The organism is Boseongicola sp., assembly GCF_057460485.1.
Genome location: NZ_JBVCWP010000033.1, coordinates 1 through 23,295 on the forward strand (window position 1 = coordinate 1; position 23,295 = coordinate 23,295).

26 protein-coding genes are annotated in these 23,295 nt (G+C 54.6%); 16 read left to right on the forward strand and 10 right to left on the reverse strand.

Annotated features, from left to right (window positions below; translation table 11 throughout):
* The 3 genes from AC221Y_RS06565 to AC221Y_RS06575 form a co-directional block, all read left to right on the forward strand.
* A partial coding sequence (locus tag AC221Y_RS06565) for a tripartite tricarboxylate transporter TctB family protein (RefSeq protein ID WP_486707018.1) occupies positions 1-545 on the forward strand: 545 nt, incomplete at its 5' end.
* Positions 546-583: 38 nt separating this feature from the next.
* A complete protein-coding gene (locus AC221Y_RS06570) occupies positions 584-2,107 on the forward strand; it encodes a tripartite tricarboxylate transporter permease (protein ID WP_486707019.1) in 1,524 nt (507 codons plus the stop codon).
* 2 nt (positions 2,108-2,109) lie between these two features.
* Complete coding sequence (locus AC221Y_RS06575) at positions 2,110-3,129, forward strand: Ldh family oxidoreductase (RefSeq protein ID WP_299749477.1); 1,020 nt, start codon at positions 2,110-2,112, stop codon at positions 3,127-3,129.
* Here AC221Y_RS06575 and AC221Y_RS06580 read toward each other — a convergent pair.
* The 4 genes from AC221Y_RS06580 to AC221Y_RS06595 are packed head-to-tail and all read right to left on the reverse strand — an operon-like array spanning position 3,126 to position 6,896.
* Positions 3,126-4,424 carry an aminotransferase class V-fold PLP-dependent enzyme gene (locus AC221Y_RS06580; protein ID WP_486707020.1) on the reverse strand — a complete coding sequence of 433 codons (1,299 nt, stop codon included), beginning with the start codon at positions 4,422-4,424 and terminating at the stop codon, positions 3,126-3,128. The genes AC221Y_RS06575 and AC221Y_RS06580 overlap by 4 nt on opposite strands.
* Positions 4,409-4,873, reverse strand: a complete 465-nt coding sequence (locus AC221Y_RS06585) for a PaaI family thioesterase (protein ID WP_299749472.1) — start codon at positions 4,871-4,873, stop codon at positions 4,409-4,411. The genes AC221Y_RS06580 and AC221Y_RS06585 overlap by 16 nt, the downstream gene beginning before the upstream one ends.
* Positions 4,873-5,658 carry an enoyl-CoA hydratase gene (locus AC221Y_RS06590; RefSeq protein ID WP_299749469.1) on the reverse strand — a complete coding sequence of 262 codons (786 nt, stop codon included), beginning with the start codon at positions 5,656-5,658 and terminating at the stop codon, positions 4,873-4,875. The genes AC221Y_RS06585 and AC221Y_RS06590 overlap by 1 nt, the downstream gene beginning before the upstream one ends.
* A gap of 23 nt (positions 5,659-5,681) precedes the next feature.
* Positions 5,682-6,896, reverse strand: a complete 1,215-nt coding sequence (locus AC221Y_RS06595) for a CaiB/BaiF CoA transferase family protein (protein WP_299749466.1) — start codon at positions 6,894-6,896, stop codon at positions 5,682-5,684.
* 141 nt (positions 6,897-7,037) lie between these two features.
* On the opposite strand from AC221Y_RS06595, the gene AC221Y_RS06600 reads away from it, so the two are divergent.
* Complete coding sequence (locus AC221Y_RS06600) at positions 7,038-7,730, forward strand: GntR family transcriptional regulator (RefSeq protein ID WP_299749463.1); 693 nt, start codon at positions 7,038-7,040, stop codon at positions 7,728-7,730.
* A gap of 41 nt (positions 7,731-7,771) precedes the next feature.
* Entirely contained in the window at positions 7,772-9,295 is a 1,524-nt protein-coding gene (locus AC221Y_RS06605; RefSeq protein WP_299749461.1) for a malonate--CoA ligase, read from the forward strand.
* 63 nt (positions 9,296-9,358) lie between these two features.
* On the opposite strand, the gene AC221Y_RS06610 is transcribed toward AC221Y_RS06605, so the two are convergent.
* The 3 genes from AC221Y_RS06610 to ppk2 form a co-directional block, all read right to left on the reverse strand.
* A complete protein-coding gene (locus AC221Y_RS06610) occupies positions 9,359-9,535 on the reverse strand; it encodes a hypothetical protein (RefSeq protein ID WP_366141650.1) in 177 nt (58 codons plus the stop codon).
* A gap of 8 nt (positions 9,536-9,543) precedes the next feature.
* Positions 9,544-9,876 carry a hypothetical protein gene (locus AC221Y_RS06615; RefSeq protein WP_299749458.1) on the reverse strand — a complete coding sequence of 111 codons (333 nt, stop codon included), beginning with the start codon at positions 9,874-9,876 and terminating at the stop codon, positions 9,544-9,546.
* 182 nt (positions 9,877-10,058) lie between these two features.
* A complete protein-coding gene (gene ppk2 / locus AC221Y_RS06620) occupies positions 10,059-10,853 on the reverse strand; it encodes a polyphosphate kinase 2 (protein ID WP_299749455.1) in 795 nt (264 codons plus the stop codon).
* 335 nt (positions 10,854-11,188) lie between these two features.
* On the opposite strand from ppk2, the gene AC221Y_RS06625 reads away from it, so the two are divergent.
* Positions 11,189-11,449 carry a DUF1858 domain-containing protein gene (locus AC221Y_RS06625; protein ID WP_486707021.1) on the forward strand — a complete coding sequence of 87 codons (261 nt, stop codon included), beginning with the start codon at positions 11,189-11,191 and terminating at the stop codon, positions 11,447-11,449.
* Here the strand turns inward: AC221Y_RS06625 and AC221Y_RS06630 are convergent.
* A complete protein-coding gene (locus tag AC221Y_RS06630; protein WP_299749453.1) occupies positions 11,385-12,089 on the reverse strand; it encodes a Crp/Fnr family transcriptional regulator in 705 nt (234 codons plus the stop codon). The genes AC221Y_RS06625 and AC221Y_RS06630 overlap by 65 nt on opposite strands.
* Before the next feature lie 190 nt (positions 12,090-12,279).
* On the opposite strand from AC221Y_RS06630, the gene AC221Y_RS06635 reads away from it, so the two are divergent.
* From AC221Y_RS06635 to AC221Y_RS06655, 5 genes are all read left to right on the forward strand, one after another.
* Positions 12,280-12,711: a pseudoazurin gene (locus tag AC221Y_RS06635; protein WP_299749450.1), complete on the forward strand. Its 432-nt coding sequence runs from the start codon at positions 12,280-12,282 to the stop codon at positions 12,709-12,711.
* 31 nt (positions 12,712-12,742) lie between these two features.
* Positions 12,743-13,960 (forward strand): copper-containing nitrite reductase, encoded by a 1,218-nt coding sequence (gene nirK / locus AC221Y_RS06640; RefSeq protein ID WP_486707022.1) that lies wholly within the window; start codon positions 12,743-12,745, stop codon positions 13,958-13,960.
* Between the two features lie 22 nt (positions 13,961-13,982).
* Positions 13,983-14,741, forward strand: coding sequence for a formylglycine-generating enzyme family protein (locus tag AC221Y_RS06645; protein WP_299756645.1), 759 nt, complete (start codon positions 13,983-13,985; stop codon positions 14,739-14,741).
* Positions 14,742-15,500: 759 nt separating this feature from the next.
* Positions 15,501-15,791, forward strand: coding sequence for a hypothetical protein (locus AC221Y_RS06650; protein ID WP_299756642.1), 291 nt, complete (start codon positions 15,501-15,503; stop codon positions 15,789-15,791).
* Positions 15,792-16,358: 567 nt separating this feature from the next.
* A complete protein-coding gene (locus AC221Y_RS06655) occupies positions 16,359-16,586 on the forward strand; it encodes a hypothetical protein (protein WP_486707023.1) in 228 nt (75 codons plus the stop codon).
* 12 nt (positions 16,587-16,598) lie between these two features.
* On the opposite strand, the gene AC221Y_RS06660 is transcribed toward AC221Y_RS06655, so the two are convergent.
* The gene (locus AC221Y_RS06660) at positions 16,599-17,588 is read right to left on the reverse strand and encodes a potassium channel beta subunit family protein (protein ID WP_299756639.1); all 990 of its coding nucleotides are present in this window, start codon (positions 17,586-17,588) and stop codon (positions 16,599-16,601) included.
* A gap of 537 nt (positions 17,589-18,125) precedes the next feature.
* Positions 18,126-19,355: a mannonate dehydratase gene (gene uxuA, locus AC221Y_RS06665; protein ID WP_486707024.1), complete on the reverse strand. Its 1,230-nt coding sequence runs from the start codon at positions 19,353-19,355 to the stop codon at positions 18,126-18,128.
* Between the two features lie 126 nt (positions 19,356-19,481).
* Between uxuA and AC221Y_RS06670 the strand changes: the two genes are divergently transcribed.
* The 5 genes from AC221Y_RS06670 to AC221Y_RS06690 form a co-directional block, all read left to right on the forward strand.
* Entirely contained in the window at positions 19,482-20,180 is a 699-nt protein-coding gene (locus AC221Y_RS06670) for a GntR family transcriptional regulator (RefSeq protein WP_299750286.1), read from the forward strand.
* A gap of 33 nt (positions 20,181-20,213) precedes the next feature.
* Complete coding sequence (locus AC221Y_RS06675; protein WP_299750289.1) at positions 20,214-21,191, forward strand: TRAP transporter substrate-binding protein; 978 nt, start codon at positions 20,214-20,216, stop codon at positions 21,189-21,191.
* A 73-nt stretch (positions 21,192-21,264) separates the two neighbouring features.
* Positions 21,265-21,768, forward strand: a complete 504-nt coding sequence (locus AC221Y_RS06680) for a TRAP transporter small permease (protein WP_299750292.1) — start codon at positions 21,265-21,267, stop codon at positions 21,766-21,768.
* A complete protein-coding gene (locus AC221Y_RS06685; RefSeq protein WP_299750295.1) occupies positions 21,768-23,045 on the forward strand; it encodes a TRAP transporter large permease in 1,278 nt (425 codons plus the stop codon). Before AC221Y_RS06680 ends, AC221Y_RS06685 begins: the two co-directional genes overlap by 1 nt.
* 9 nt (positions 23,046-23,054) lie before the next feature.
* On the forward strand, positions 23,055-23,295 hold a 241-nt coding region (locus AC221Y_RS06690; RefSeq protein WP_486707025.1), incomplete at its 3' end, for an alcohol dehydrogenase catalytic domain-containing protein.

Sequence of the window (23,295 nt, forward strand, 5' to 3'; positions counted from 1 at the left end):
GAATAGCAATCGCTAGACATGTGATCGGCCGCACCCTCGGTGCGGCCGATCACTTATTTATTGGAGGCCAAATCACAATGCGTATCGGATTTCTGCTCGTTTTGCTGGCCGGCTCTGTATTCTACAGCTACGTTGCCTTCGCAGATCTTTCCTTCATGACACGCACCGGGCGTCTTGGCCCCGGATTCTTCCCGCGGCTCGTCGGAATCGGCATGGTGTTTTTCACGATTTGGGCGATCATCGATGCGCGCCGCGCCGGCTCGGACGCGGCAGCCGATCAGGTTATCCCTTCCGAGGACAGCGGCTGGGGCGATGTCGTTGTCTTGATGGGGCTCGCAATTGTCTATGCGGTCTTACTGCGCCTTCTGGGAGGGTTCCCAGCCTCTGTGATCTACCTCGGTGTGGCGCTCTTCTTCGTCAACGAAGGCAAACATCTGCAAAACGCCATCCTTGCCGTCGTCATTCCAAGTACAGTCTACATACTGTTCGACCGAGTGCTAAACGCCAACATGCCGCCCGCTCTCTACAATCTGCCGTTCTCATAATTCGCGCGGAAACGCTTCCGCGACCAGGAGTGCCCTAGATGGACATTTTCAGCGATCTCATGATGGGCTTTTCCGTAGCCATTTCGCCCATCAACATGCTCTACCTTTTGATCGGTGCAATGGTCGGGATGGTTGTCGGGGTCATCCCTGGGTTCGGCCCGTCGGCAGGTCTGGCAATTCTCTTGCCCGTCACCTTCGGAATGGACCCGACGGGGGCCATCATGATGCTTGCCGCAATTTACTATGGGGCAATGTACGGAGGCACGATCACATCAATCCTTCTGAATACACCTGGCGAAAGCGCAACTGTTGCCAGCACATTTGACGGCTTTCCGCTTGCCAAGCAGGGAAGAGCCGGACCCGCGCTCGTGATGCAAGCAGTTGCCTCCTTTGTCGGAGGAACTGTCGGTGTGATCATGATCACCCTCCTTGCGCCAATGTTTGCTCAGGTCTCGCGAAGTTTTGGACCGCCAGAATACTTCCTGCTGGCAACTATGGGGATGCTTACACTTATCGTAATGATCGGATCCAATTGGCGGCTTGGCGTGATCTCCGCGCTCATCGGATTTGCCCTTGGTACGGTCGGCGTTGATCTAGAAACCGGACAGGGCCGTTATACATTTGGCTCGGCTGAACTCATTGGTGGCATTTACTTCATCCCCATTGCAATCGGCCTCTTTGGCTTGGGTGAATTGTTCTATGCATTTTATCAGGGTCTCCACAAATCCGGATCAGGGTCGATTGTCCAATACGACAACGAAGAAAGGTTCTGGCCCACGGCGCAGGACTATATATCGACCCGAATGACTATGGTTCGCCATTCCATACTTGGCTTCATCGTAGGGGTCATTCCAGGCGCTGGCGCCACGATCGCCTCGCTGATGGCCTATTCCGTCGAAAGATCAATTTCGAAGAACCCCGAGAACTTCGGCAAGGGGGAAATGGCGGGCCTTGTGGCTCCCGAGACAGCGAACAATGCAGCCTCGTCCGGAGCGATGATCCCGCTTTTGACACTTGGTATCCCGGGCTCGGCGTCCACAACCGTTCTGTTGGCCGCCTTCTTGATGTGGGGATTGCGACCGGGGCCGCTTTTCATGGAGCAAAACCCCGAACTCGCCTGGGGCCTGATTGCATCAATGTACCTTGGAAACATGGCCCTGCTTGCAATCAGCATCTTTGCGATCCCACTCTTTGTGCAACTTATCAAGGTCCCCTACCGCATCCTCGGCCCAACAGTTGTTGTGATCTGCACGCTAGGCACATTCAGCGTGAACGCGTCGTTCGTGGAAACATACATCATGTTCGCGGCTGGTATTGCCGGCTTCTTCATGCGGCTTTACGGCTTCTCTCCGGCGGCTCTGGTTCTGGCATTGGTCCTTGGTCCACTGGCAGAAGAAGCACTGCGTCAGACGCTGACCATTTCGCGCGGCTCATTCGGCATCTTCATCGAGCGACCTGCCTCGCTCTGGATCATCGGCGTCACGGTCGTGCTGGTGGGAATACTTCCGCTCCTGAACAAATTCAGTAGGCGTGCAGAAGAGGCCAAGAACGCGGGGATTTAGGGATGCGCCTGTCCGAGCAGGACGCCTTGAAACTTGTGGCCCGCGCATTCGAGCGTGCGGGTGTGCCTAAAACGGGGGCAGCAGCCGCTGCGGAGATTCTGACGATTGCCCAGATGATGGGACTGAACACACATGGGTTGTCTCGCGTCGCAACCTATCGTGACCGGATGAAAGTGGGCGGCATTACAGCCTCGGCCGTCGCGAAAATTACAGCGACTGCGCCGTCGATCCGCACTGTAGACGGCGCAAACGCACTTGGCCCCGCCGTGGCACATCAATCGTTGTATGCTGCTATTGAAGTCGCTGAAACTCAAGGCGCAGCAGTCGTCTTGTGTCGAAACGCAAACCATCTTGGTGCATTGGCCCCCTACCTGTTTCTGGCAAGCCGGGCGGGGATGGCGTCAATTATCACGTCGAATACCGCTCCAATGATCGCGGCTGAGGGTGGCCAGCGCCAGGCGATCGGCAACAACCCATTGGGCATTGGCATGCCAAACCCGGGCGGAGCGCCTGTGCTTCTTGATATGTCGATGTCCGTTGTGTCGCGATCTCGCGTCCGCGCGATGGCGGCAGCGGGTGAAACCATCCCCGAGACCTGGGCGACAGATATCAATGGCAGACCCACGACAGACCCGGCCAAAGCGCTGGAAGGCTTGATGCAAGCCATCGGAGGCGCAAAAGGAAGCCGGCTCGCTCTCTGCCTTGATCTTCTCGCCGGCGGTCTTTCAGGAGCGGCCATGCTTTCGGCTATTCCGAATTCCGTACGATCACCTGAAAAGCCACAAAACCTTGGCCAGATGTTTGTTCTGATCGATACGCGCAAAATCATGGACCCCGAGGAACTCTCTCATCAGATGCGCACGGCCTCAGAAAGCCTTTCCAACTCCGGGCAAAGCGACCCAAACCAACCCATCAGGTTTCCTGGCGCCCGGGCAATGGCAGCTTTTGACATCGCCCGCGAAAAAGGGCTGGAAATCACCCCAGCCCTTTTCAATCAACTCACCAGCCTCGCAGCGGACTAGGCACCCTCTTCCACAATCTCGCGCATCGCCTGAAGAAATTGCGCAACCTCTCCAGTGGAATTGTAGTGACACATCGACACCCGTATCGCCGAAGGCATGCCCAAAGGGTCAAGGATATTTCCCGAATAGTGGTCCGCCTTGCGGGTGTGGGTGCGGATGCCGCGCATTTGCAGCTTTGTGACAACATCACGCGCGGCCTGTCCCTGAACAGCTATCGACACAAGACCCTCGCGACGTGGGTTTTCGACGCCCCCTATGATGGAGACACTGGCAAGATCCGCCAGCCCCTTCAGGTTACCCGTCCCAAAAATCATCGCATCCGTCAGCGCCTTCTCGTGGGCATGGATCGCGTGTCCTGCCGCCACGATACGGGCACGGCGATCCGTTTCGTGGCTGACCTTACTTCCAAGCCACTCGAAATAATCCACAACATCCGAGAATGTTGCGTAGGCGCCCGTGTCACGGGTTCCTAACTCCCATGGCTCGCCGGGTGCACCAAGCAAATGGTCGTGTGGCAAAGCAGCCAGTCGGTCGGACATCCAGGCCACACCATACCCGTGACGTGAGAATACTTTATACGGCGAGACCACATAGCCATCGATGCCATAGCTTTCGATATCCAACTGCCCGTGTGCCGCGTGCTGTATCCCATCAACAATGATGAAACACTCCGGCGAGACTACACGGATCGCCCTCGAAATAGCTGCGACGTCCATGCTCATTCCCGTCACCGGTGATGTGTGCAGGATCGTTGCCACGCGAGTCTCTGGGCGCACCATGGTAGAGTAGGCAGCGGCATCCACTGCCCCCACGGCATCGTCATGCGGAATAAGAACGTGGGTCTTGCGCGCAGTCTCTGCCCACTTCGACGCTGCACTTCGGGTGGCAGGATGTTCAACTGTACTGCTCAGAACCGTCCCATCAGGCGTTCCAAGACAGGCCACCCGTATCAGCCGGAACAATAATTCCGTGCCACTTTCCCCCACGAAGAACTGGCCATCGGGCGCATTGAACAGGACACGCATGTCGGCCTTTGCCTTGTCGATTATTGCGACAAGCGCATGGGACGCCGGGTTGTCGCGCCCCTGATTGTCCGGGATGGCCGCCATCCGACCTGAAGTTTCCACAACCGAATTCAGCGTCAGCGCGCCCCCGGCATTTTCAAAAAAAACGCGCGGGCCACCAAAAGGACATTCCGCGACATGCGCAAATTTTGATCGCACATCAGATAAAAGCTCGGATGAGAAGGTCATGTCGCTCAAACCCCAAAAGGTCGCCGCTAGGGCATTTTCCATGTCGCGGTAGCAAGTGCCGCGAGCTTACCGTCCGGACCAGAAAGGCGGCTCTCCATAAAGGACAAACTGCGCCCTCGCTTCAGGAAACGCCCCTCACAGGTAACAGTGCCTTCGCGGACAGGCCGCATGAACTGAACCTTCATCTCTATGGTGGCCCCAGGGCCTGCGACTTTCTTGACAAGATGGCCCATCGAAATATCCATCGCTGAAGCCATCGCTCCGCCGTGCAATGTGCCTTGTGGGTTCTTCAACATATCTGTCACGTCAAATGTCAGTTTGCAGACTTCTTTGTCCTCTCCTGGCACGTCCTGAGGCAAATACTCGAACCTTAGGCCAAGAAAGCGCGCAAAAAAGAACGTCTCGAACTCTTGGGCATGATCCGCAAGGGCCGTCTCAAAATGGGCGCGTGCGCCAGCCTCATCAATTCGCTCAGAACCGACCTTTTCCATCAAGCACCAACAAAATTAGCTTTACGCTTCTCAAGAAATGCCCGGCGGCCCTCAATGTAGTCTGCACTGTCGAAACAGGCCTTCACGCGAACCGCACATCCCTCAAGATCACGCTCACTTTCCGGAGCAACGGTCTGAGCAACAATGAATTTCACCGAACTTACAGTCATGGGAGCATTGTCCGCGATCATCCGCGCAGTTTCTTCCGCAACCTGCGCCACCTGATCGTCAGGTACGACCCGGTTTACCAGCCCCATCCCCATTGCCTCCTGCGAAGTGAAACGGCGCGCGGTAAAAAATATCTCTTTTGCAAAGGACGGACCAACGACATCCACCAACCGCTTTATCCCGGCAAAGCCATAACCCAGCCCTAGCTTGGCCGCAGGCACCGCAAACTGTGATTTCTCACCGCAAATCCGGATGTCGCAGGACAAGGACAATGCGACACCACCGCCGATGCAGTATCCGTCAATCTGTGCAATAGTCGGCTTTGGAAAGGCCTCGATCAGATCATAAACGCGCTTTGTGGTAGCATTATAGTGATCTACTGCCTCGGCGCTCCCGCGTTCGGTTTCAAACTTTGAGATATCGGCGCCGGACACAAAGGCCTTTCCGCCCGCACCCGACAAGATCAAAATACGCACCGTTTCATCGGCGGCAAAACGCGTTGCAGCTTCTTCGACAGCTTCCCACATCTCAAGTGACACCGCGTTGCGCTTTTCCGGTTGATTGAAGATGATCCGCGCTATGTCGCCGGACTGCTCTGTAAGTATCTTGGTGGTCATTGTTGGGTTCGCTTTTTAAATGTTCAGGTTGCGCCAGAGGCCTTCATATCAGCGATTTCTTCAGAGCTGAGCCCAATTTCGAGGAGCAACTCTTCGCTGTGCTGGCCGGCTGTTGGTGGCGGACTGGCGATCCGACTTGGCGTTCTGCTCATGATGATGGGTTGTCCGACCAGTTCCGTCTCGCCACGCTCCTGGCTGACAACCGGCTGGGCCATACCCAAGTGACGCACCTGTTCATTGCTGAACACCTGACCGATATCGTTGATCTCACCGGCTGGCACCCCGGCAGCTGTGAACAGTTCGATCCACTCCGCCGTTGTCCGCGTCTGCGTGATGGCCTCAATCTCGACCCCCAATGCGTCGCGATTGTCCGAGCGCGCGGTCGGAGTTGCGTAGTCGGGATCCTCCAACCAGTCCTTTCGGTCGACCGTCTCGGCAAATTTAGCCCAGATATTGTTCCCGGTGACGGCAAGATTCATATGTCCATCGCTCGTCTTGAAGACACCAGTCGGGATCGACGTCGGATGATTATTACCGGCCTGCTTGGGAACATCGCCATCCATCAGAAACCGCGCAGCCTGGAAGTCCAGCATAAAAACCTGCGCCTGCAACAGTGATGTTTGCACCCATTGACCCATGCCCGAATGCTGCCGCTCAAAAAGAGCAACTAGAATGCCCTGAGCCGCTAAAAGACCAGCGCAGAGGTCCGCAATTGGGATGCCCACGCGCATCGGCCCTTCCCCGGGCTTACCGGTTATGGACATCAATCCCCCCATGCCTTGAGCAATCTGGTCGAAGCCCGGGCGATCTGCCAACGGACCGTCTTGCCCGAAGCCGGAAATTGAAGCGTAGACCAAGCCCGGGTTGGTCTTTGACAAGGTCTCATAATCAATGCCCAAACGCGTCTTCACTGCCGGACGGAAGTTTTCAACAATCACATCTGCCGTATCAGCAAGCTTGCGAAACGCGGCCTTGCCAGCCTCACTTTTAAGGTCGAGTGTAAGGCTGCGCTTGTTGCGGTGCAGGTTCTGAAAGTCCGGTCCCGATCTTGGGCCACCAAACTGCGCCGTATCGACTGGCGCCTCAATTTTGATCACATCCGCACCCCAGTCCGCCAACTGGCGCACGCATGTTGGTCCAGAACGGACCCGGGTAAGATCCAAGACACGCAACCCATTTAGGGCGGTGCTTCCCGCAGGACTTGGCGTCGACGTGCGGGCTTTTTCAAGGTCAGTCATTTAAATCTCAGCAAGCTGGTTCATCTCTGGCCCCATGCGGTTCAGGTTGTTACAAAAGACATATGCGGTATATCAGCAAATAACAATATGAATGTTGATTGTTGACAAAATAATCAGGTTCAATCAACAAAGGGTATGGACATGAACGCAAGAGTAATTGGCGCGCAGCGTGCGACTCTGGCAGGTGAAGTGCGCCGTGAACTCGAGCGGATGATCGAAGCAGGCGAACTCGCAGCTGGTGAAAAGATGAATGAACTTGCGCTCTCAAACGCGATGGGCGTCAGTCGCGGAACTGTCCGCGAAGCGATACGTTCCCTCGCCGATTCAGGCCTTATCGATCTGATCGCCAATCGGGGCGCGTTCGTTCACCAGACGACGTTGGATGAAGTGCGCAACCTTTACGAATTGCGCGGCGCTATTTTCGCGATGGCATGCTCGGCTGCAGCGCGGGAAGTTGCAAGCGGCGCAGGACGGGGGGTTCTTAAGCCCTTGAAAAGGAATATGAACAAGATGGAAGACGCGCGTCGCAATGACGACACTGAAAGCTACTATGCGTTGAACATCGAATTCCACGACTTGCTTCTCGAAGCCTCAAATAATCCAAGGGCAAAATCGATCTACGACAATATCGTCAAAGAGATGCACCTGTTCCGCAGGCGCGGGCTATCCATCGCCACCAATATTGCGCGCTCGTTGGAAGAGCATGGTGCGATTACCGAAGCCGTCGCCGCCGGCGATACTGAAGCCGCGCGCGCGGCGGCTCACGCCCACGTCACATTGGGATTTGCGCGTTATACGAAAATCCTCGAGCAGGAAGCCCTCAAAACCAATTGATCCGCCCGTAGAAACGGGGCAGCGATGGGACATAGAACACGATGAGCAACCACCTTTACGACGCGCTGTTCGCCCCTCATGCGGGCAGTGACGCACCGTTCCTTTATGTTTCAGAGGGAAGCACAATCAGCTATTCGGCCTTCCTCTCTATGGCCGCGCAGTTTGCCAATGCATTCAAAGCACTCGGCCTCGTTCCTGGTGACCGGGTAGCCGTGCATATCAACAAGTCTCCCCAAGCCTTGGCGCTCTATGCCGGTTGTGTGCAGGCAGGCGTTATCTTTCTGCCGCTCAACACTGCCTACACCGCATCCGAACTTGACTATTTCGTTGGGGACAGCGGCGCCGCGCTCTTTGTTTGTGATCCTAGTGAGGCAGACGCGCTTGCGGAGATAGCCCGTGAAAAGAACTGCGCCCTTCTAACACTTGCGGGCGACGGAACCGGCACAATGGCCGATCTGATGTCAAAGCAAATCGATACTGCCGAAACTGCACACCGTGTCGAGAACGATATTGCGGCCTTACTCTACACGTCGGGCACGACAGGTCGCTCCAAGGGCGCGATGCTCACCCACAAAAACCTGTCTTCAAATGCACAAGCGCTTGTGGACGAATGGCGTTTTACAAGCGGCGATGTTCTTTTGCATGCCCTGCCGATCTTTCACAGTCATGGCCTGTTTGTGGCGACGAATGTTATGCTTCTGGCCGCCGGTTCCATGATCTTCCTGCCGAAGTTTGACGTCGAAACAGCCCTTGCCCGCCTGCCCGATGCAACCGCCATGATGGGTGTGCCGACATTCTATACGCGCCTTCTTGACGATGCGCGTTTCGACAAAGACATGACGTCCCATATGCGGCTCTTTATCTCGGGCTCCGCTCCCTTGCTGGCGGAAACCCACGAACGCTTCGCCGAACGGACAGGGCACCGGATACTGGAACGCTACGGCATGACCGAAACCAGCATGAACACCTCAAATCCTTATATCGGCGACCGCCGTGCGGGCACAGTCGGGTTTCCTCTGGCCGATGTTGAAGTAAAAGTCTGCGATCCCGTAAGCGGAGGCGAACTGGACCGCAACGAAATCGGCGTTTTAGAGGTGCGCGGTCCTAACGTATTCAAAGGCTATTGGAACATGCCTGAGAAAACGAAGGAGGAGCTTCGCCCAGATGGCTTTTTCATCACGGGCGATCTGGCCTTGATCGACATGGACGGCTATGTCCATATCGTCGGACGTGGGAAGGACCTGATCATTTCTGGTGGCTACAATATCTACCCCAAGGAAATTGAACTGTTTCTTGACGATCTCGACGGCGTCCTGGAAAGCGCAGTTATCGGAGCGCCCCACCCAGATTTCGGTGAAAGTGTGATTGCTGTGCTGGTTGCAGAACCCAATACTGCCTTGGATGTGAAAGCGATCGAAGATGCGGCCAAGCGTGACTTGGCCGGGTTCAAGCGACCCCGTTGGATCGAGGTGGTCGACGCCTTACCGCGCAACACTATGGGCAAAGTGCAAAAGAAATTATTGCGTGAGCAGTTCTCAAGTGTTTTCCAGCATGAGGCCGGGTAGCGGAATCAACCCGACGTTCAGCCAGCTTTTCGTGACCTTTCGACTGCTTAGAGCGTTTTGCGTTCAATTGGTTTTATATCCTGTTGCTTTGAAGAAATTGGAGCATTCCTCCTCGATGAAGAGGTTGCAAACATGGCTGCCGCCATTGCCCGGTTTGTCGATCACCAACTCGCCCGCAACGCGATAAAGTTCGGTAATGATGTCAGCTCCGGGTTCTCCAGCGACCAAAATGCGCCCCATCGGGCTGACTACGAGTCGTTCTGTGGGTCATCCGACGGCAGCGAAACATAAAGATCGCGCATGAGGACAAAGCGCTCTTCGAAATTCGGCAGGTCACTCACTTCCAAGGTTAACGTGTCCCAGTCCGCCGCTGCGCGACGCTTGATTTCCGGATCGTCCATGGACGTTTGGTTGGCTTCAATACCGCTGCTGCGGCATTTTTCGATCAGTGTCGCCAGAATTTCGGATTTGCCGGCCGCGCCAAAATCACGGTCATCAATCAGATAGGCGGTGTCGTAGACGTCTTGGCGGCGATATCGCTTTCTGATTGGCTGTTGCAGCAGGGCGCATCTTTTCAGCAATTAGCTCGTGCATGGTAAATGCGCGCACTGCGACGCCTACACCCATGAGATTTAGTGCCTGGTAAGCATAGACTTGGTCTCTGAAGCTGACCTCCAGATCAAGAACCCTTGGCGCGATACCATCCGCCAGTTTTTGCGCCTCTTTTGTGCGCTGCTGCCAATAGCGCTGCTGCTTATGCCTTCTAATCCAATTTTTTATGAACTTCGGGGACAAAAGTCTGGTCACTCATCGGAGGACGCTCATATCCTTTTTGCGGTGGGCGGTCCTCCAGCGCGATAGGATCTCTAAAAACATCCTCATAGGGGATCAGTGAGAGAAGGTGGCTTATGCAGTTCAATCGCGCGTGCTTTTTGACGTCAGAATCTACCACATACCATGGAGCTTGCTTGATATCGGTGTGGGCAAACATATTGTCCTTAGCTTTTGAATAGTCCGCCCAACGCTTGCGGCTTTGCAGATCCATCGGGCTGAGCTTCCATTGCTTAGTCGGATCGGTCAGGCGCTTCTGAAACCGCCGCTCCTGTTCCTCGTCGCTTACTGAAAACCAATACTTGATGAGCTGAATTCCGGAGCGGACCAGCATTCTTTCAAACTCTGGGCAGCTTCGCATGAACTCTGTGTATTCTTCGTCGGTGCAAAACCCCATAACCCTCTCAACACCCGCACGATTGTACCACGAACGGTCGAATATGACGATTTCACCTGCTGCCGGTAGATGCGCTGTGTATCGCTGAAAATACCATTGGGACTTCTCTCGTTCCGTCGGCGCCGGAAGTGCAACTACTTGGCATATGCGCGGATTCAACGCTTCAGTAATTCGCTTGATCGTTCCACCCTTCCCGGCAGCATCGCGCCCCTCAAAGACAATGGCGACTCGATGTCCTGAATGTTTCACCCACTCCTGAAGCTTCACCAATTCAATTTGTAGGCGCGCAAGTTCACCTTCATAGACCTTGTTCGCGATTTTTCGTGTCATAACTGATGCTCCTAGAGGACCCTAGCAACCCAAGGGATAACAGAATTCCAAGTCTGAGAGAATGCTGAGACAGCTTTGGCTTTGGCATCAAAGACCTCCTTCCCACGATTTGTCCCAAAATTGCCGTCAGGGAAGAAATGGTGTTGCTACGACAATATGTGAAAACTCAGCCCGCTCAATTCTCTCTTTTTGCTTCTGTTCGCTCTGAGGGCATACAGTTTTGTTTTCGGGATCCGCGACACGTCGGAGGCACTTAAAACTCTCCAGAAGTTTGAGCCTAGACAAAGAGACCGATTCACATCGGAGGCAGGCTTGGGCAACTTATGGAGGAATGCATGCCCATCGAAATTCGACCCCGCGACGGTCTTTCGGTCGGACGGCTGATGCAACGGCGGCCAGAAACCATTGGCGTCTTTCTACGCCGTGGCATGTACTGCGTCGGATGCTCGGTCAACCTTATGCATACTCTTGACGAGGTCTGCGTGATTTATCGTCTGGACCCTGACGTCCTTCGAAACGATTTGCGCGCCGCTATTCGGGAAATTGGCCGGTCTCCGAAAACACCACAAGCTTGTGGGGGGCCGTCACCACTATAAGCTTTCTACGGCTTGCTATGATCTCGGCCTTTTGCCATGCACTGAGAAGACGGCTGACGGTATGCAATGTCGTGCCTGCCATTTCGGCGACATCCTGCCGCGTGACGGGAAAGTCGATCTCGATCCCTTGCTCGGTTTTGCGGCCTGCCTGTTGCACCATTCGCAGGATCGCATTTGCAACCCGTTGCTCGACATGAAGCGTCGACATTTCAACGATGCGATTGTTCAACTCGCCCATGCGACTGCCGACAGTGCTGTAGGTTTCGCTTGCAAAACGGGGATATTTTTTGATGAACTCGTCCCAGTGTCTTGTCGGCCAGGACAACACCAGACACTCGCCGGTGGCAATTGCAGAGGCCGGATATGTGGTGCGCCCTATGGCTTTTGCAATGCCAAACAACTGCCCTGAAGAAATGTGAAGCAAAACGATCTGTTCGCCGTCCTCTGTGATGCGCACGGCACGGACGTAGCCATCCAAAAGCAGAAAGAATGCATCCACGGTGCCGTCTTCGGCAAAGATTGTGTCTCCTGTCGCGAAACGCCTTGGCTGTGCGCGCTCGAGAATGTCCCGGATCTGGTCTGGCGCAAGGTTCAAGAAGGGCGGCAATGACTTCAGAAGAGTGTTGTCGAGTTTGTTCACGCTCTGATTGCCCCGATCTGATTGCCTTCAAGCCAGACCCTACCGCGTTCGGTTCCGCGGGATAAGGCACATTCTCGAACCCGCAAAAGCCTGATCCCAAAGCGAGCGAAGTTTGTTCATCCGCAAAGAGGCGACACTGCCGTTTCGATAGAAAGTGCACCAACGACGTTTCAATTGAAAGGAAAGACCAATGTTACGAATGCTTACAGCAGCACTCGCTCTCGCATCAACGATCGGTGGCGCAGCCGTTGCTGAAACTTACGAAGTGCACATGCTCAATAAGGGCGAAGCGGGAAACATGGTGTTCGAACCAGCCGCGTTGTCGGTTTCGGCAGGTGATACGATCAAGTTCCTTGCGACGGATCGTGGGCACAATGCCGAAACCATCAAGGGAATGATCCCCAAGGGGGCAGACGCTTTTGGCGGCAAAGTCAACGAAGAGTTCGAAGTCACGCTTGAAACCAAAGGCTACTATGCCGTCATGTGCAAGCCGCATTTTTCCATGGGAATGGTCATGGTCATTCAGGTGGGTTCCAAGGCCGGCGCGCCGGACGATTTCCTTGCAGGGCGTCTGCCGCCCCGCGCCAAACAACGGCTTGAAGAACAGCTTTCTGGCCTTTGATCCACAAATTCTCATTAGAATGGAGCTAGTCATGTCCAAAATCCAAAAAACAGGTCCAATTACCAGCAGGCGCAATATTTTGAAGGGGACGGCCCTTGCCGGGGCGGCCGCTTTGGCAGGCGGTGCAGCCCTTGGGGCCACAGCGCCGCGCCGCCTGGCCGCGCCCGCAACGCTGCAGATTGATCCCAATGTGGTCAAGGCGCAGGCAAATGCGATTGTGGCGGCTGCGCCCGCCGATCTCAGTGGATATGAGCGCGTAAAGCAACGTATGGTCGCGCCACCCTTCGCTCCTGCGCACGAACAGGTCGCCACGGGCGCGCCAAAGATCGTTGAGGTTGAATTCAGCATCCGCGAACGCCTGATGGTTGTCGACGAAGACACCGGCGCAAGCATCTGGGCGCTGACCTACAATGGCTCTGTGCCTGGGCCACTGATCATCGTGCATCAAAACGACTATGTGGAAATTACGCTTAAGAATCCCGGTAACAACTTAATGGAACACAACATCGACTTCCACGCATCGACCGGTGCGCTGGGTGGTGGCGGCTTGACACACATTTATCCTGGCGAGCAAACCGTATTGCGCTGGAAAGCAACGAAGCCGGGTGTCTTTACCTACCATTGCGCACCGGGTGGTGCGATGATCCCTTACCATGTCTGCCACGGCATGAATGGTTCTGTAATGGTCTTGCCCCGCGACGGCTTGAAGGACGGCGAAGGAAACGCGCTGCCTTACGACCAAATCGCCTATATCGGCGAGCAGGACTATTATCTGCCGCGCAACGAGAGAGGTGACTTCCTCCAGTACAGCAGTCCTGGCGAAGACTATGCCGACTCGCTGGAAGCCATGCGGACCCTGACGCCGACCCACAGCGTCTTCAACGGGGCCGTCGGAGCGCTCACAGGGTCAAAGGCAATCCGTTCAGAGGTCGGCAAGACGGTACTTATGATCCACAATCAAGCCAACCGCGATACGCGGCCACACCTGATTGGCGGCCACGGCAACTTCGTCTGGGAAGCCGGTTCGTTCAGCGACGCACCGCAGACCGGGTTGGAAACCTGGTTCATCCGGGGCGGCTCAGCCGGTGCTGCGATGTACACATTCGAGCAACCGGGCGTCTACGCCTACGTGAACCACAACCTGATCGAAGCCGCCTTGCTTGGCGCAACAGCCCACTTCGTCGTCGATGGCGAATGGAACAATGCGCTCATGGAGCAGGTCATGGAACCATCCGTGATGGACGCCTGAGCAAGTCAGAAGGAGCTGCCTAGTGTCCCCTGCGTTCTTAGGATTGTCAGTCAACGGACCAGTAAAACTGGCTGCTGTTGCCGTGACGTTCCTGGGCGCGGGGCTTGCCTTCGCAGGATGGGTCAGCTTCGCTCCGCACGTCGCACCGCTGCCGGACATGGTGGCGGTGTCTCTCGAGTCCGCTGGCGGCTCACAGATATTCGCACAGGTTCGCGAGACAACTATTGCTGAATGGAACCGCTGTTACGAGGATGGCGCCTGCCATCTGGAACTTCACCAACCCGAGGGTGCTGACCCGCAGAGTTTCCCGGCAACGGGAATTAACTGGATGGACGCGCAAGACTACGTCCACTGGTTGTCTAAGGAGACTCGTCACCCATTTCGGCTTCCCACATCGAACGAATGGTTCGAGATGGCCAAAGATGTGCTGCCCGAAGTGCCCGACCCTATCTTCACAGACCCCTCGCTGACATGGGCGTCAGCCTACCAGATTGAAGAAAACATCGATCGCTCGCTTCGGCCCGTAGGATTCTGGTCGACGACCGCAGAGGGGGTCGCCGATCTGGACGGAAACGTCTGGGAATGGACCGGGGATTGCTACAACGGCGAAACAGGAACATCACCAGAGGCGCCCTGTGCAGCCTATGTCCTTGGAGGCGAGCATCGCGCCGTCATCTCTTTTCTGGTCCGCGACCCGGCTCGGGGCGGGTGCGCGGTTGGCGCGCCCCCAGCCCATCTTGGCCTACGACTGGTGAGCGATCGTCACCCAATAAAGAGCTGAGAACAGTGCTGCCCAACAAATTCAAACCAGTTTACGCTGTGGGAGTGAGATTGCTTCTTTTGTTGTGCAAAGACCGCGCCTCTGCTCTTTCCGAGTTGCGCCAGCTTTGTTCAGCACAAGCACATTTTTTAAGCAAACAGATCGGAGGTCGTATGAAATTTTATCATCATGCCGATCGATTGGCTGCACCGCAGCATTTCAGATTGCTGCGGTGCCGCATTTCCGTCTATGAGGAGAAAGGAACTAGTGTCGGACTTTCTCCTCCCAGAGACATCGTCACACCCTAGTAGCAAGCTTTCACCTCCTCCCGAAAGCAAGCTGCAACCCAAAAGAAGGCGCGCTACACCTCCTCCCGTAGCGCACTATCATTATAAGCGGTGCCCTCACCTCCCGAGGGTGCCGCTTTTTTTGGGCTTACCGGCAGAAATCACCGTAAAATGTTGCGCGGCGCAATTTCCGAGACGCTGTTCCGCAGCACTTGGCAGTTAGGCGAATGAATGCCACGCGCCCTCCGTGATGCAGTGATGACATGGGATGAAGGTACCCTCGCCGCAGTGCAGCGGGCAAATTGCGGTCCTATACGAGACGGGGCGGACCGCCAGGCATCGCTTATTTTTTAGGCAGCTACTGCTGCAGTGCAGAAAGAAGAAGGCCCTTCTCTTCCAGAATCAGTCAAATTCTACAACGATAAAATTGGGATGCGTCCTAAAGCGCATCCAGGCTGTGGAGGCTCCAATACAAAGCTATAGAGAAGGCACGATGGAATTTGCCGACTTTATCTTCGAAAGACAAAAGGTGGTTTGCTATGGCCTTCATAATAACGCGGGCGGTACGACGACGGTACTGAACTTTCCGTCTTTTCGATTGGCGAGCGAGTTTCGTGAAGCCTTTCTTGATAAGAGGAGTATTCAAATCATTCAGAACGAGGCGCAAATCATCTGCCTGGCCGACTACGACAAGATAATGCGGAACTCAGACGATGATCCACGTGTTCGCTATCTCAACTATAATCGTGATTTCATGATGGGCACGCTGCCGCACATCATGTGAGTGAGATAGGCCCGATAAAAAAATATGGGGTCCTGTCGCACCACTGATCGGCCTGCAGATGTATGCGGACATATCCGTCACGCTGCCGATCGCCGAAGCGCTGGTCGGCAAGGGCCTTGGGGTTGGGCAGATGCGTCTGAGCTTCGCTATGACTGATGAGCGTCTCAGAGGGGCTTGGTCGAAATGACAATCGGTCGGCGGGGGACGATTGCCGACGGCTCAATCTAATTTGGTTTACAACTTGGATAGCGATTTCGCGCTCCCATTTTGTGCAAAGCAGTATTCGCGCAGAACGTCCGGCAGCAGCAAGGCCCGGAGGTGGTTCATGGCGCAATTTGGTTGGCACGGCGGTGCCACCCCCTCCTCTACCGCACGCCATAGGTTAACTTTCAACGCCTTGGCTTCTGTGAGTGAGGCTGTGTCAAGCAACAGGTTTGTGCGCTTGCGCGACTAAGCATCCAGGAGGGGACGGGACCGACGTTGAGCCTTCCCCACCTCTTAATGTATTACATTTATTAATTATAATCAGACGCTGCAAACGCGACTAAGATCCAAGTCGGATTCCGATTGTCTACCATCACCTTCGTGATCAACGGCCCGTCAGAGGTAGGGTGTCGTGCCGTTGTTGTTCACGACCACCTCATCGAGACACCATCGCTATTGGCTCAACCGAATGACCTCACTGCGACGATTTCGAATTTCGGAGACGAACATCAGCCTAAACCGATGCCGCCAAAACCGGGCAGTCTGGCGACGGATACCGATACTTTGCTCGTGCAACAGACCCTCCAATAGAGCCGAGGCAATTTAGTAGCGCTTCGCCTCCTCCGGTTTGTTCTGCATCACCGCTTCAATGGCCTCGAGCAAGTCGGGGCTCATCTTGTCCCGGTTGGCTAGAGCACCGAGGTTGTCAGTTAACTGGCTGGTGCGCGATGCGCCAAGGATGACCGTAGAAACGCGTGGGTTGGCAAGGCACCACAGGAGTGCCAGGTGATTGACGGGTATACCGGCCTCTGCCGCCAGCTTTGAGAGGGCGGTGACCTTGGCTAGCCGGTCCTGCCCTTCTGGCGTGGCAAGGGTGTCGCGCAGCCATTCATAGCCCGGCAGGGTCATCCTGCTGTCATTGGGGATGGCGCCATTGTATTTGCCGGTGAGAATGCCCGAGGCGAGCGGCGACCAGATGGTCGTGCCAAGACCGAACGTTTCGTAGAGGGGCATATAGTCGCCCTCAACCTTGGCCCGTTCAAAGAGATTGTATTGCGGCTGCTCCATCGTCGGCGGCGTCAGATGATTGGCACGGGCCACGCCATGAGCCTCAGAGATCTGCTGGGCGTTCCATTCGGAGGTGCCCCAGTAGAGAACCTTGCCTTGCGCGATCAGGTCATGCATGGCCCGCACGGTTTCCTCGATTGGAGTATCGATATCAGGGCGGTGGCAGAAATAGAGGTCGAGATAGTCCACCTGCAATCGGCGTAGGGCGGCATGGCAGGCATCGGTCACATGTTTGCGCGACAACCCGCGCTGGGTTGGTTTAGACCCGCCCCAGAATACTTTTGACGAGACTGTATAGCTGTCACGGGTCCAGCCGAGGTCTTTTAGCGCCTCGCCCATCACTTCCTCGGAGGCGCCCGATTCGTACCCTTCGGCATTGTCGAAGAAGTTGACGCCTGCGTCGTAGGCGGCAGTCATCAGCGATTTTGCGTCGCCGGTATCGACCTGTTTGGCGAAGGTGACCCAGGAGCCAAGCGAAAATTCACTGACTTGCAGGCCGGATTTTCCCAAGCGACGATATTCCATAAATGCCTCGATCTGTTCAGGTTTCAGGGAGCAGCACCATCATAGATGCTTCTTGGTGATTGCTCCACATAAAGTACGGAGACGCCTTGTCGATGGTTGGGATCACATTAACCTAATCCTCAGAGGGACTCACATTTACAAGTTAGCTCGGTGCTGCCAGGCGAATTCGAACCAGTCTCCTAATGGTTCGAATTTACGATGAGCCAACAACACTCTCTTATCAAATTACCCTACTTGGACCCATAGGCGTCGACGTCAGACATGCTTCCGATAACCCGCACTGAGGCTTTTTCAGTGTCCGCTCTAAGAGACTATAAAGACCAATGTGCAGATTTAGATCCTCGGCAGCTTTGGGGCGCCTCAGGCTTACGCCGACAATCCGCCAGTCGCCGCCCTCGCTCGCAAGCGTATCATCTGTGTAGATTGCCTGCTACGCCTTGTGGAAGCTGCCAACTCCAATATGACCAATCCCCGGCGCATGGTCGGCTGGTTCGTAAGCCGGTTTGCGCAGATCGGCCGGGAGTTCCCCCGGCGACGTCAATTTTTTGCCTGTCCAAGCGCGCTCCGGTTTGCATGTGATAGAGCCGTCATTATTCCACGCAATTCAGCCAACCCCTTTAAACGACCGATGGCAGGGTAACCCGGTTGCGCCTTTCTGCCCAGATCGTCCAGGATATCCTGTCCGTGATCTGGACGAAAAGGAATTGAGCTGTCTGATCGCCCGGCTTCACGACGACGCGTTTCCTCGTCAAGGACAGCCTGAACCAATGGAACCATATCGGTATCGCCCTTAAGGTGTTCGGCTTCATGAAAGGAACCGCGAACTTCGTGGCTTTCGCGCGTAACATTTCGTAAATGGAGAAAATGTACTCGTTCGCCAAGCCGAGTCATCATGCCTGTCAAATCATTGTCAGGCCTTGCTCCTAAAGAGCCAGAGCATAGCGTAATGCCATTCGCCGGAAGATCCACAGCTTCTAGTATTGCGCGATATTGCGCTTCGGTCGACATGATTCTGGGCAGACCGAGCAGCGGAAACGGTGGATCATCAGGGTGACAGCAAAGTTTAATTCCGAGTTCTTGCGCAAGGGGTGCTACGTGCTCCAAAAAGGCAATTAAGTTATTGCGCAGCCCGTCTTCTGACAGGGTAGAATATTCACCGATATGTTGGCGAACATCTTCGAGTGAGAACGAATCTGCAGCCCCGGGCAGACCATAAACAACATTGTTAGCGATGCTATCTTTAGCGTCATTATCCATAACTGCGTATCGCTTTGCCGCAGCGTCCAGAAGCTCTTCGGAATAATCCTCGCTCGCACCTGCTCGATTCAGGATATATACATCAAAGACTACAAAATCCGTTAAATCAAATCGCATACAAGTCGCTCCATTGGGCAGACGGAATGCAATATCAGTGCGGGTCCAATCAAGTACCGGCATAAAGTTATAGCAAACGATGCCAATACCCGCAGCAGAAAGGTTGCGAAGGCTTTGTTTGTAATTGGCAATATGTGTTCGCCATTCGCCTTGCTGTTTCTTGACATCCTCAGAGACAGGCAGGCTCTCGACAACTTCCCAGTTCAATCCGGAAGGCACGTTATCTGCCTGCCGTGAAATTTCGTTTTGTCTCTGTGCGATTTCAGCTGCAGTCCACACGTCCCCGGTGGGCACGTGATGCAACGCTGACACGACGCCCTCCACACCTGCCTGAAGCATATCATTTAGTGTGACCTGATCTGCCGGTCCGAACCATCGCCAAGTTTGCCTCATTTTTCTCTCCTTCGACACCGTGCACATTCAATCAGATTACGGTAAAAATGGCATACACCATACTTCCATACAAGATTATTGACTTGTATGGAAGTATGGTGAATATGGGATTCGGAAGGACAATTAATGCCGTTTGCGCACGGTCCGGTTTGGGATCTTGATCACTCTTTGCCCATTGGGCCGCAGCTCCACCGAATATTGCGTGAACGGATCGTCAGAAATGATCTGGCATCAGGCAGTAAAATTTCTGAATCGGAAATCGCCAAATCCTATTCGATAAGTCGCCAGCCAGTCCGTGAAGCTTTCATCAAGTTATCCGAAGAGGGGCTGATTTTGATCAGACCTCAGCGCAGTACAATTGTAAGAAAGATTGACCCGGTCACAGTTCTTGAGGCCCGGTTCGTGCGCGAGGCCATCGAAGCAGACATCGTAAAGCTTCTGGCGAAGAGATCTGATCCTGCTGTTATAAAGGAGCTTCGCGCCCAATTGGCCGAGCAGCAGCGTGTGGCACACAACGATCCAACCCGCTTCATTCTGCTGGATGAACTCTTTCATTGGACGCTTGCTGAGGCCGCTGACAAAGCGAATGTCTGGAGATTCATCGAAGGGCTGAAGTCACAGATGGACCGGGTTAGGTTCCTGAGTTTCAGCCTCTTCCCGACGACCAAATTGATCGAGCAACACAAAGAGATTGTTGATTCCATCGAGACCGGAGACGTCAGGCAAGCAGAGATGTCGATCCGCGTTCATCTCAATGAGATTCTGACAGATCTCCCCGCAATTCAGGCCGAAAATCCTGATTTTTTTGTTGAAACGCAACAATAGACACCACTCAACAACACACCCTGGAGGAAGACTATGAAATTAACTAAGGCACTTACAACGATCATCGTAGCTGGGATTGCTTCCCAGTTCATTGGTGGCGCGGCCATCGCACAGGATATGACGCTGAAGCTTGGTCACTTGGCCAACGAGTCAAACCCTTGGCACAAAGCATCTGTCAAATTCGGTGCAGAGCTGTCCCGGCTGACAGACGGGCGCATAGCCGTTGAGGTGTTTCCCAACGAGTCGCTCGGCAAGGAAATTGACCTTATTAATGGCATGCAGCTTGGGACAGTTGACATGACAATCACGGGAGAAAGCCTGCAGAACTGGGCACCAATGGCCGCACTTCTGGCCGTGCCTTACGCCTACAAATCTATCGAGCATATGGACCAAGTCGCTAGCGGTGATATCGGTGATCAGATCAAGGCACAGATAATTGAGAAAGCTCAAATCCGTCCCATCGCCCACTTTGCCCGTGGTCCCCGCAACCTGACATCAAACCGTCCCATTCCTTCACCCGACGACCTGAACGGTCTGAAGATGCGGGTGCCGAATGTGCCGCTGTTCGTTGATGTATGGAAATCACTTGGAGCCAACCCTGGCCCAATGGCGTTCTCCGAGGTATTTACATCGCTTCAAAACGGGACAATCGACTCTCAGGAAAACCCACTCGCGCTGATCCGCTCTGCGAACTTCAATGAAGTTCAAAGCCATGTGAACATGACAGAGCATGTGCGTTCCTGGATTTATCTGACCATCGCAGAATCCACATGGGGCAAGCTGTCTGCCGAAGACCAGGCCGCAGTCATGCAAGCGGCGGCTCTTGCACAAGCCTATGAGCGTGGATTGTTCGAGGCGTCAATTGATGCTGATCGCGCCTACCTTGAAGGACAGGGCATGACATTTGTCGAAGTTGACGGTGCCGCTTATGCAGCCAAAGCCAAGGATGCTGTGTTGGCCAATGTTAACGCCGAGATAAAACCAATCGTTGAAGGTCTTTTTGCCCAATAAAACAGGTGTATAGCCTAAAGTGCGGGGCCGGTTTCGTTCCGGCCCCGCATTCATTTAAGCCTGAGGATTTTCGATGTCGATCCAGAGCATTCAAACAATCGTCGTGAAAGCGTGCCGCGCAGGGGTTGGCCTTGCGTTCTGCGTGCTGATCGGCGCGGTCTTGTATCAGGTTATCGGTCGGTCGATCGGAATGTCGTCGGTCTGGACCGAGGAATTGACGCGATATGCGTTGCTGTATCTTGCAGCATTTGGTGTTGGTCTATCGTTACTGAGTGGGGACCTGGTAAATGTCGACGTCATCTGCGAGTCCTTACCCGGCGAATGGCCGCGGCGCCTGCGGCTATTTTCGGCTACAGTAACAGCCTTTCTATGCCTCATTTTGCTAGGCCCGGCATGGAAATACACCTCCATCGGGGTCCTCCAAACTTCGGCTGCAATGGGACTGCGGATGGACTTTGTCCACGTCAGTATTCTGGTGTTGCTGGTCCTGTTGCTCGTATTTTCTGGTCTGCGGGTTGTTTCAATGCTCTGGGCAGGGACCTCCGGGCTCCCCGAGAAATACGGAGATGACGCCTGATGGATGTCACAATACTAATTACGGTGTTTCTGCTTGGTCTGATCACCGGTGTACCGGTCGCAATTTCGCTTGGTGTGGCTTCCCTCGCCTACTTGTTTTTCGCCGACATCCCTTTTGTGGTGATGCCACAAAAGATGTATGCGGGCATGGATGTGTTCGTTCTTCTGAGTATTCCGGGGTTTATACTTGCCGGTAACCTGATGAACAGCGGCGGCATTACAGGGCGGATCATTCGCTTTGCAAACGCTTTGGTTGGCTGGATACGCGGCGGACTTGGTCTCACAAATATTGCGGCCTCTATGCTGTTTGGCGGCATCACCGGGACGGCGGTGGCTGATGCGGCCTCTATTGGCGGCGTCATGATTCCCGGGATGAAAAAGGCCGGATATCCGGCAGATTTCGCGGCCGCTGTAACAGCGGCGTCCTCAACTGTAGGACCAATCATTCCGCCAAGTGTTCCGATGATCATCGTCGGTGCGCTCTCTGGAATTTCAGTGGGCAAGATGTTCCTTGCTGGTGCCGTTCCGGGCATTCTGATGGGGCTGGCGATGATGGTGACCTGCTACATCATATCGGTCAAAAAGAACTTTCCACGACAGGAGTGGAAGGGCGTATCCGAGCTAGCGCTTTCTTTCTCCTCGGCGTTTTGGGCGCTAGCGATGACAGGATTGATTATCTACGGACTGCTAAGCGGGCTTGCGACACCAACGGAAACGGCCGTGGTCGCAAGCGTCTATGCGCTGGTCGTTGGCGCCTTCGTCTATCGCGAACTGAAACTATCGGATGTTCCGAAAATTCTGATAGACAGCGCCGTGTCTTCGGCCGCTATTCTTGTTCTTGTAGGATTTGCCAATGTATTCGGATGGATATTGGTTTCAGAACGCATCCCGCAAGCAATAGCATCTGGTGTGCTTTCCGTCACCGACAACAAGTTCCTGGTGATCCTGATCATCAATCTCCTGTTGCTCTTTGTGGGCATGTTTATGGAAACGATTGCGGCCTTGATAATCCTGTTTGTTCCACTTCTCGCTCTGGCGCAGGGGGTCGGGATAGAGCCGCTTCACTTTGCGACTTTCGCAGTCTTGAACCTAATGATCGGGCTAACAACTCCGCCAGTGGGGGTTTGTCTGTTCGTGTGTGCCAATATTGCGCGGCTGCCGCTCACACCTGTCGTCTGGGCCATCCTTCCCTTTCTGGCAACCAATATCATTGTGCTGTTGCTGGTCTCTTACATTCCCGCATTGGCTACATGGTTGCCTTCCGTTCTGATGCCCTAGGAGTAATCCATGCAAACGCGTCTCTGCCGATTGTACGGCCAAAAAGACATCCGTATTGAAACCGCCGATGTCTCGGCTCCGCGTGGCGGAGAAGTCCTTGTCCAAATAGGGGCTGGAGGTATCTGCGGATCAGATCTGCATTACTATCAGGACGGTGGGTTCGGACCGATCCGTGTCAAAGAGCCTATTGTTCTCGGTCATGAAGTCGCCGGAACCGTGTGCGACATTGGCCCCAACGTCACCAGTCTCA

Excerpts from the sequence above, each read along its gene's own strand:
- AC221Y_RS06570 (WP_486707019.1), top strand. The coding sequence starts at position 584 with ATGGACATTTTCAGCGATCTCATGATGGGCTTTTCCGTAGCCATTTCG.
- AC221Y_RS06575 (WP_299749477.1), top strand. The coding sequence starts at position 2,110 with ATGCGCCTGTCCGAGCAGGACGCCTTGAAACTTGTGGCCCGCGCATTC.
- AC221Y_RS06580 (WP_486707020.1), bottom strand. The coding sequence starts at position 4,424 with ATGGAAAATGCCCTAGCGGCGACCTTTTGGGGTTTGAGCGACATGACC.
- AC221Y_RS06585 (WP_299749472.1), bottom strand. The coding sequence starts at position 4,873 with ATGGAAAAGGTCGGTTCTGAGCGAATTGATGAGGCTGGCGCACGCGCC.
- AC221Y_RS06590 (WP_299749469.1), bottom strand. The coding sequence starts at position 5,658 with ATGACCACCAAGATACTTACAGAGCAGTCCGGCGACATAGCGCGGATC.
- AC221Y_RS06595 (WP_299749466.1), bottom strand. The coding sequence starts at position 6,896 with ATGACTGACCTTGAAAAAGCCCGCACGTCGACGCCAAGTCCTGCGGGA.
- AC221Y_RS06600 (WP_299749463.1), top strand. The coding sequence starts at position 7,038 with ATGAACGCAAGAGTAATTGGCGCGCAGCGTGCGACTCTGGCAGGTGAA.
- AC221Y_RS06605 (WP_299749461.1), top strand. The coding sequence starts at position 7,772 with ATGAGCAACCACCTTTACGACGCGCTGTTCGCCCCTCATGCGGGCAGT.
- AC221Y_RS06610 (WP_366141650.1), bottom strand. The coding sequence starts at position 9,535 with ATGGGGCGCATTTTGGTCGCTGGAGAACCCGGAGCTGACATCATTACC.
- ppk2 (WP_299749455.1), bottom strand. The coding sequence starts at position 10,853 with ATGACACGAAAAATCGCGAACAAGGTCTATGAAGGTGAACTTGCGCGC.
- AC221Y_RS06625 (WP_486707021.1), top strand. The coding sequence starts at position 11,189 with ATGCCCATCGAAATTCGACCCCGCGACGGTCTTTCGGTCGGACGGCTG.
- AC221Y_RS06635 (WP_299749450.1), top strand. The coding sequence starts at position 12,280 with ATGTTACGAATGCTTACAGCAGCACTCGCTCTCGCATCAACGATCGGT.
- nirK (WP_486707022.1), top strand. The coding sequence starts at position 12,743 with ATGTCCAAAATCCAAAAAACAGGTCCAATTACCAGCAGGCGCAATATT.
- AC221Y_RS06650 (WP_299756642.1), top strand. The coding sequence starts at position 15,501 with ATGGAATTTGCCGACTTTATCTTCGAAAGACAAAAGGTGGTTTGCTAT.
- AC221Y_RS06660 (WP_299756639.1), bottom strand. The coding sequence starts at position 17,588 with ATGGAATATCGTCGCTTGGGAAAATCCGGCCTGCAAGTCAGTGAATTT.
- uxuA (WP_486707024.1), bottom strand. The coding sequence starts at position 19,355 with ATGAGGCAAACTTGGCGATGGTTCGGACCGGCAGATCAGGTCACACTA.
- AC221Y_RS06670 (WP_299750286.1), top strand. The coding sequence starts at position 19,482 with ATGCCGTTTGCGCACGGTCCGGTTTGGGATCTTGATCACTCTTTGCCC.
- AC221Y_RS06675 (WP_299750289.1), top strand. The coding sequence starts at position 20,214 with ATGAAATTAACTAAGGCACTTACAACGATCATCGTAGCTGGGATTGCT.
- AC221Y_RS06680 (WP_299750292.1), top strand. The coding sequence starts at position 21,265 with ATGTCGATCCAGAGCATTCAAACAATCGTCGTGAAAGCGTGCCGCGCA.
- AC221Y_RS06685 (WP_299750295.1), top strand. The coding sequence starts at position 21,768 with ATGGATGTCACAATACTAATTACGGTGTTTCTGCTTGGTCTGATCACC.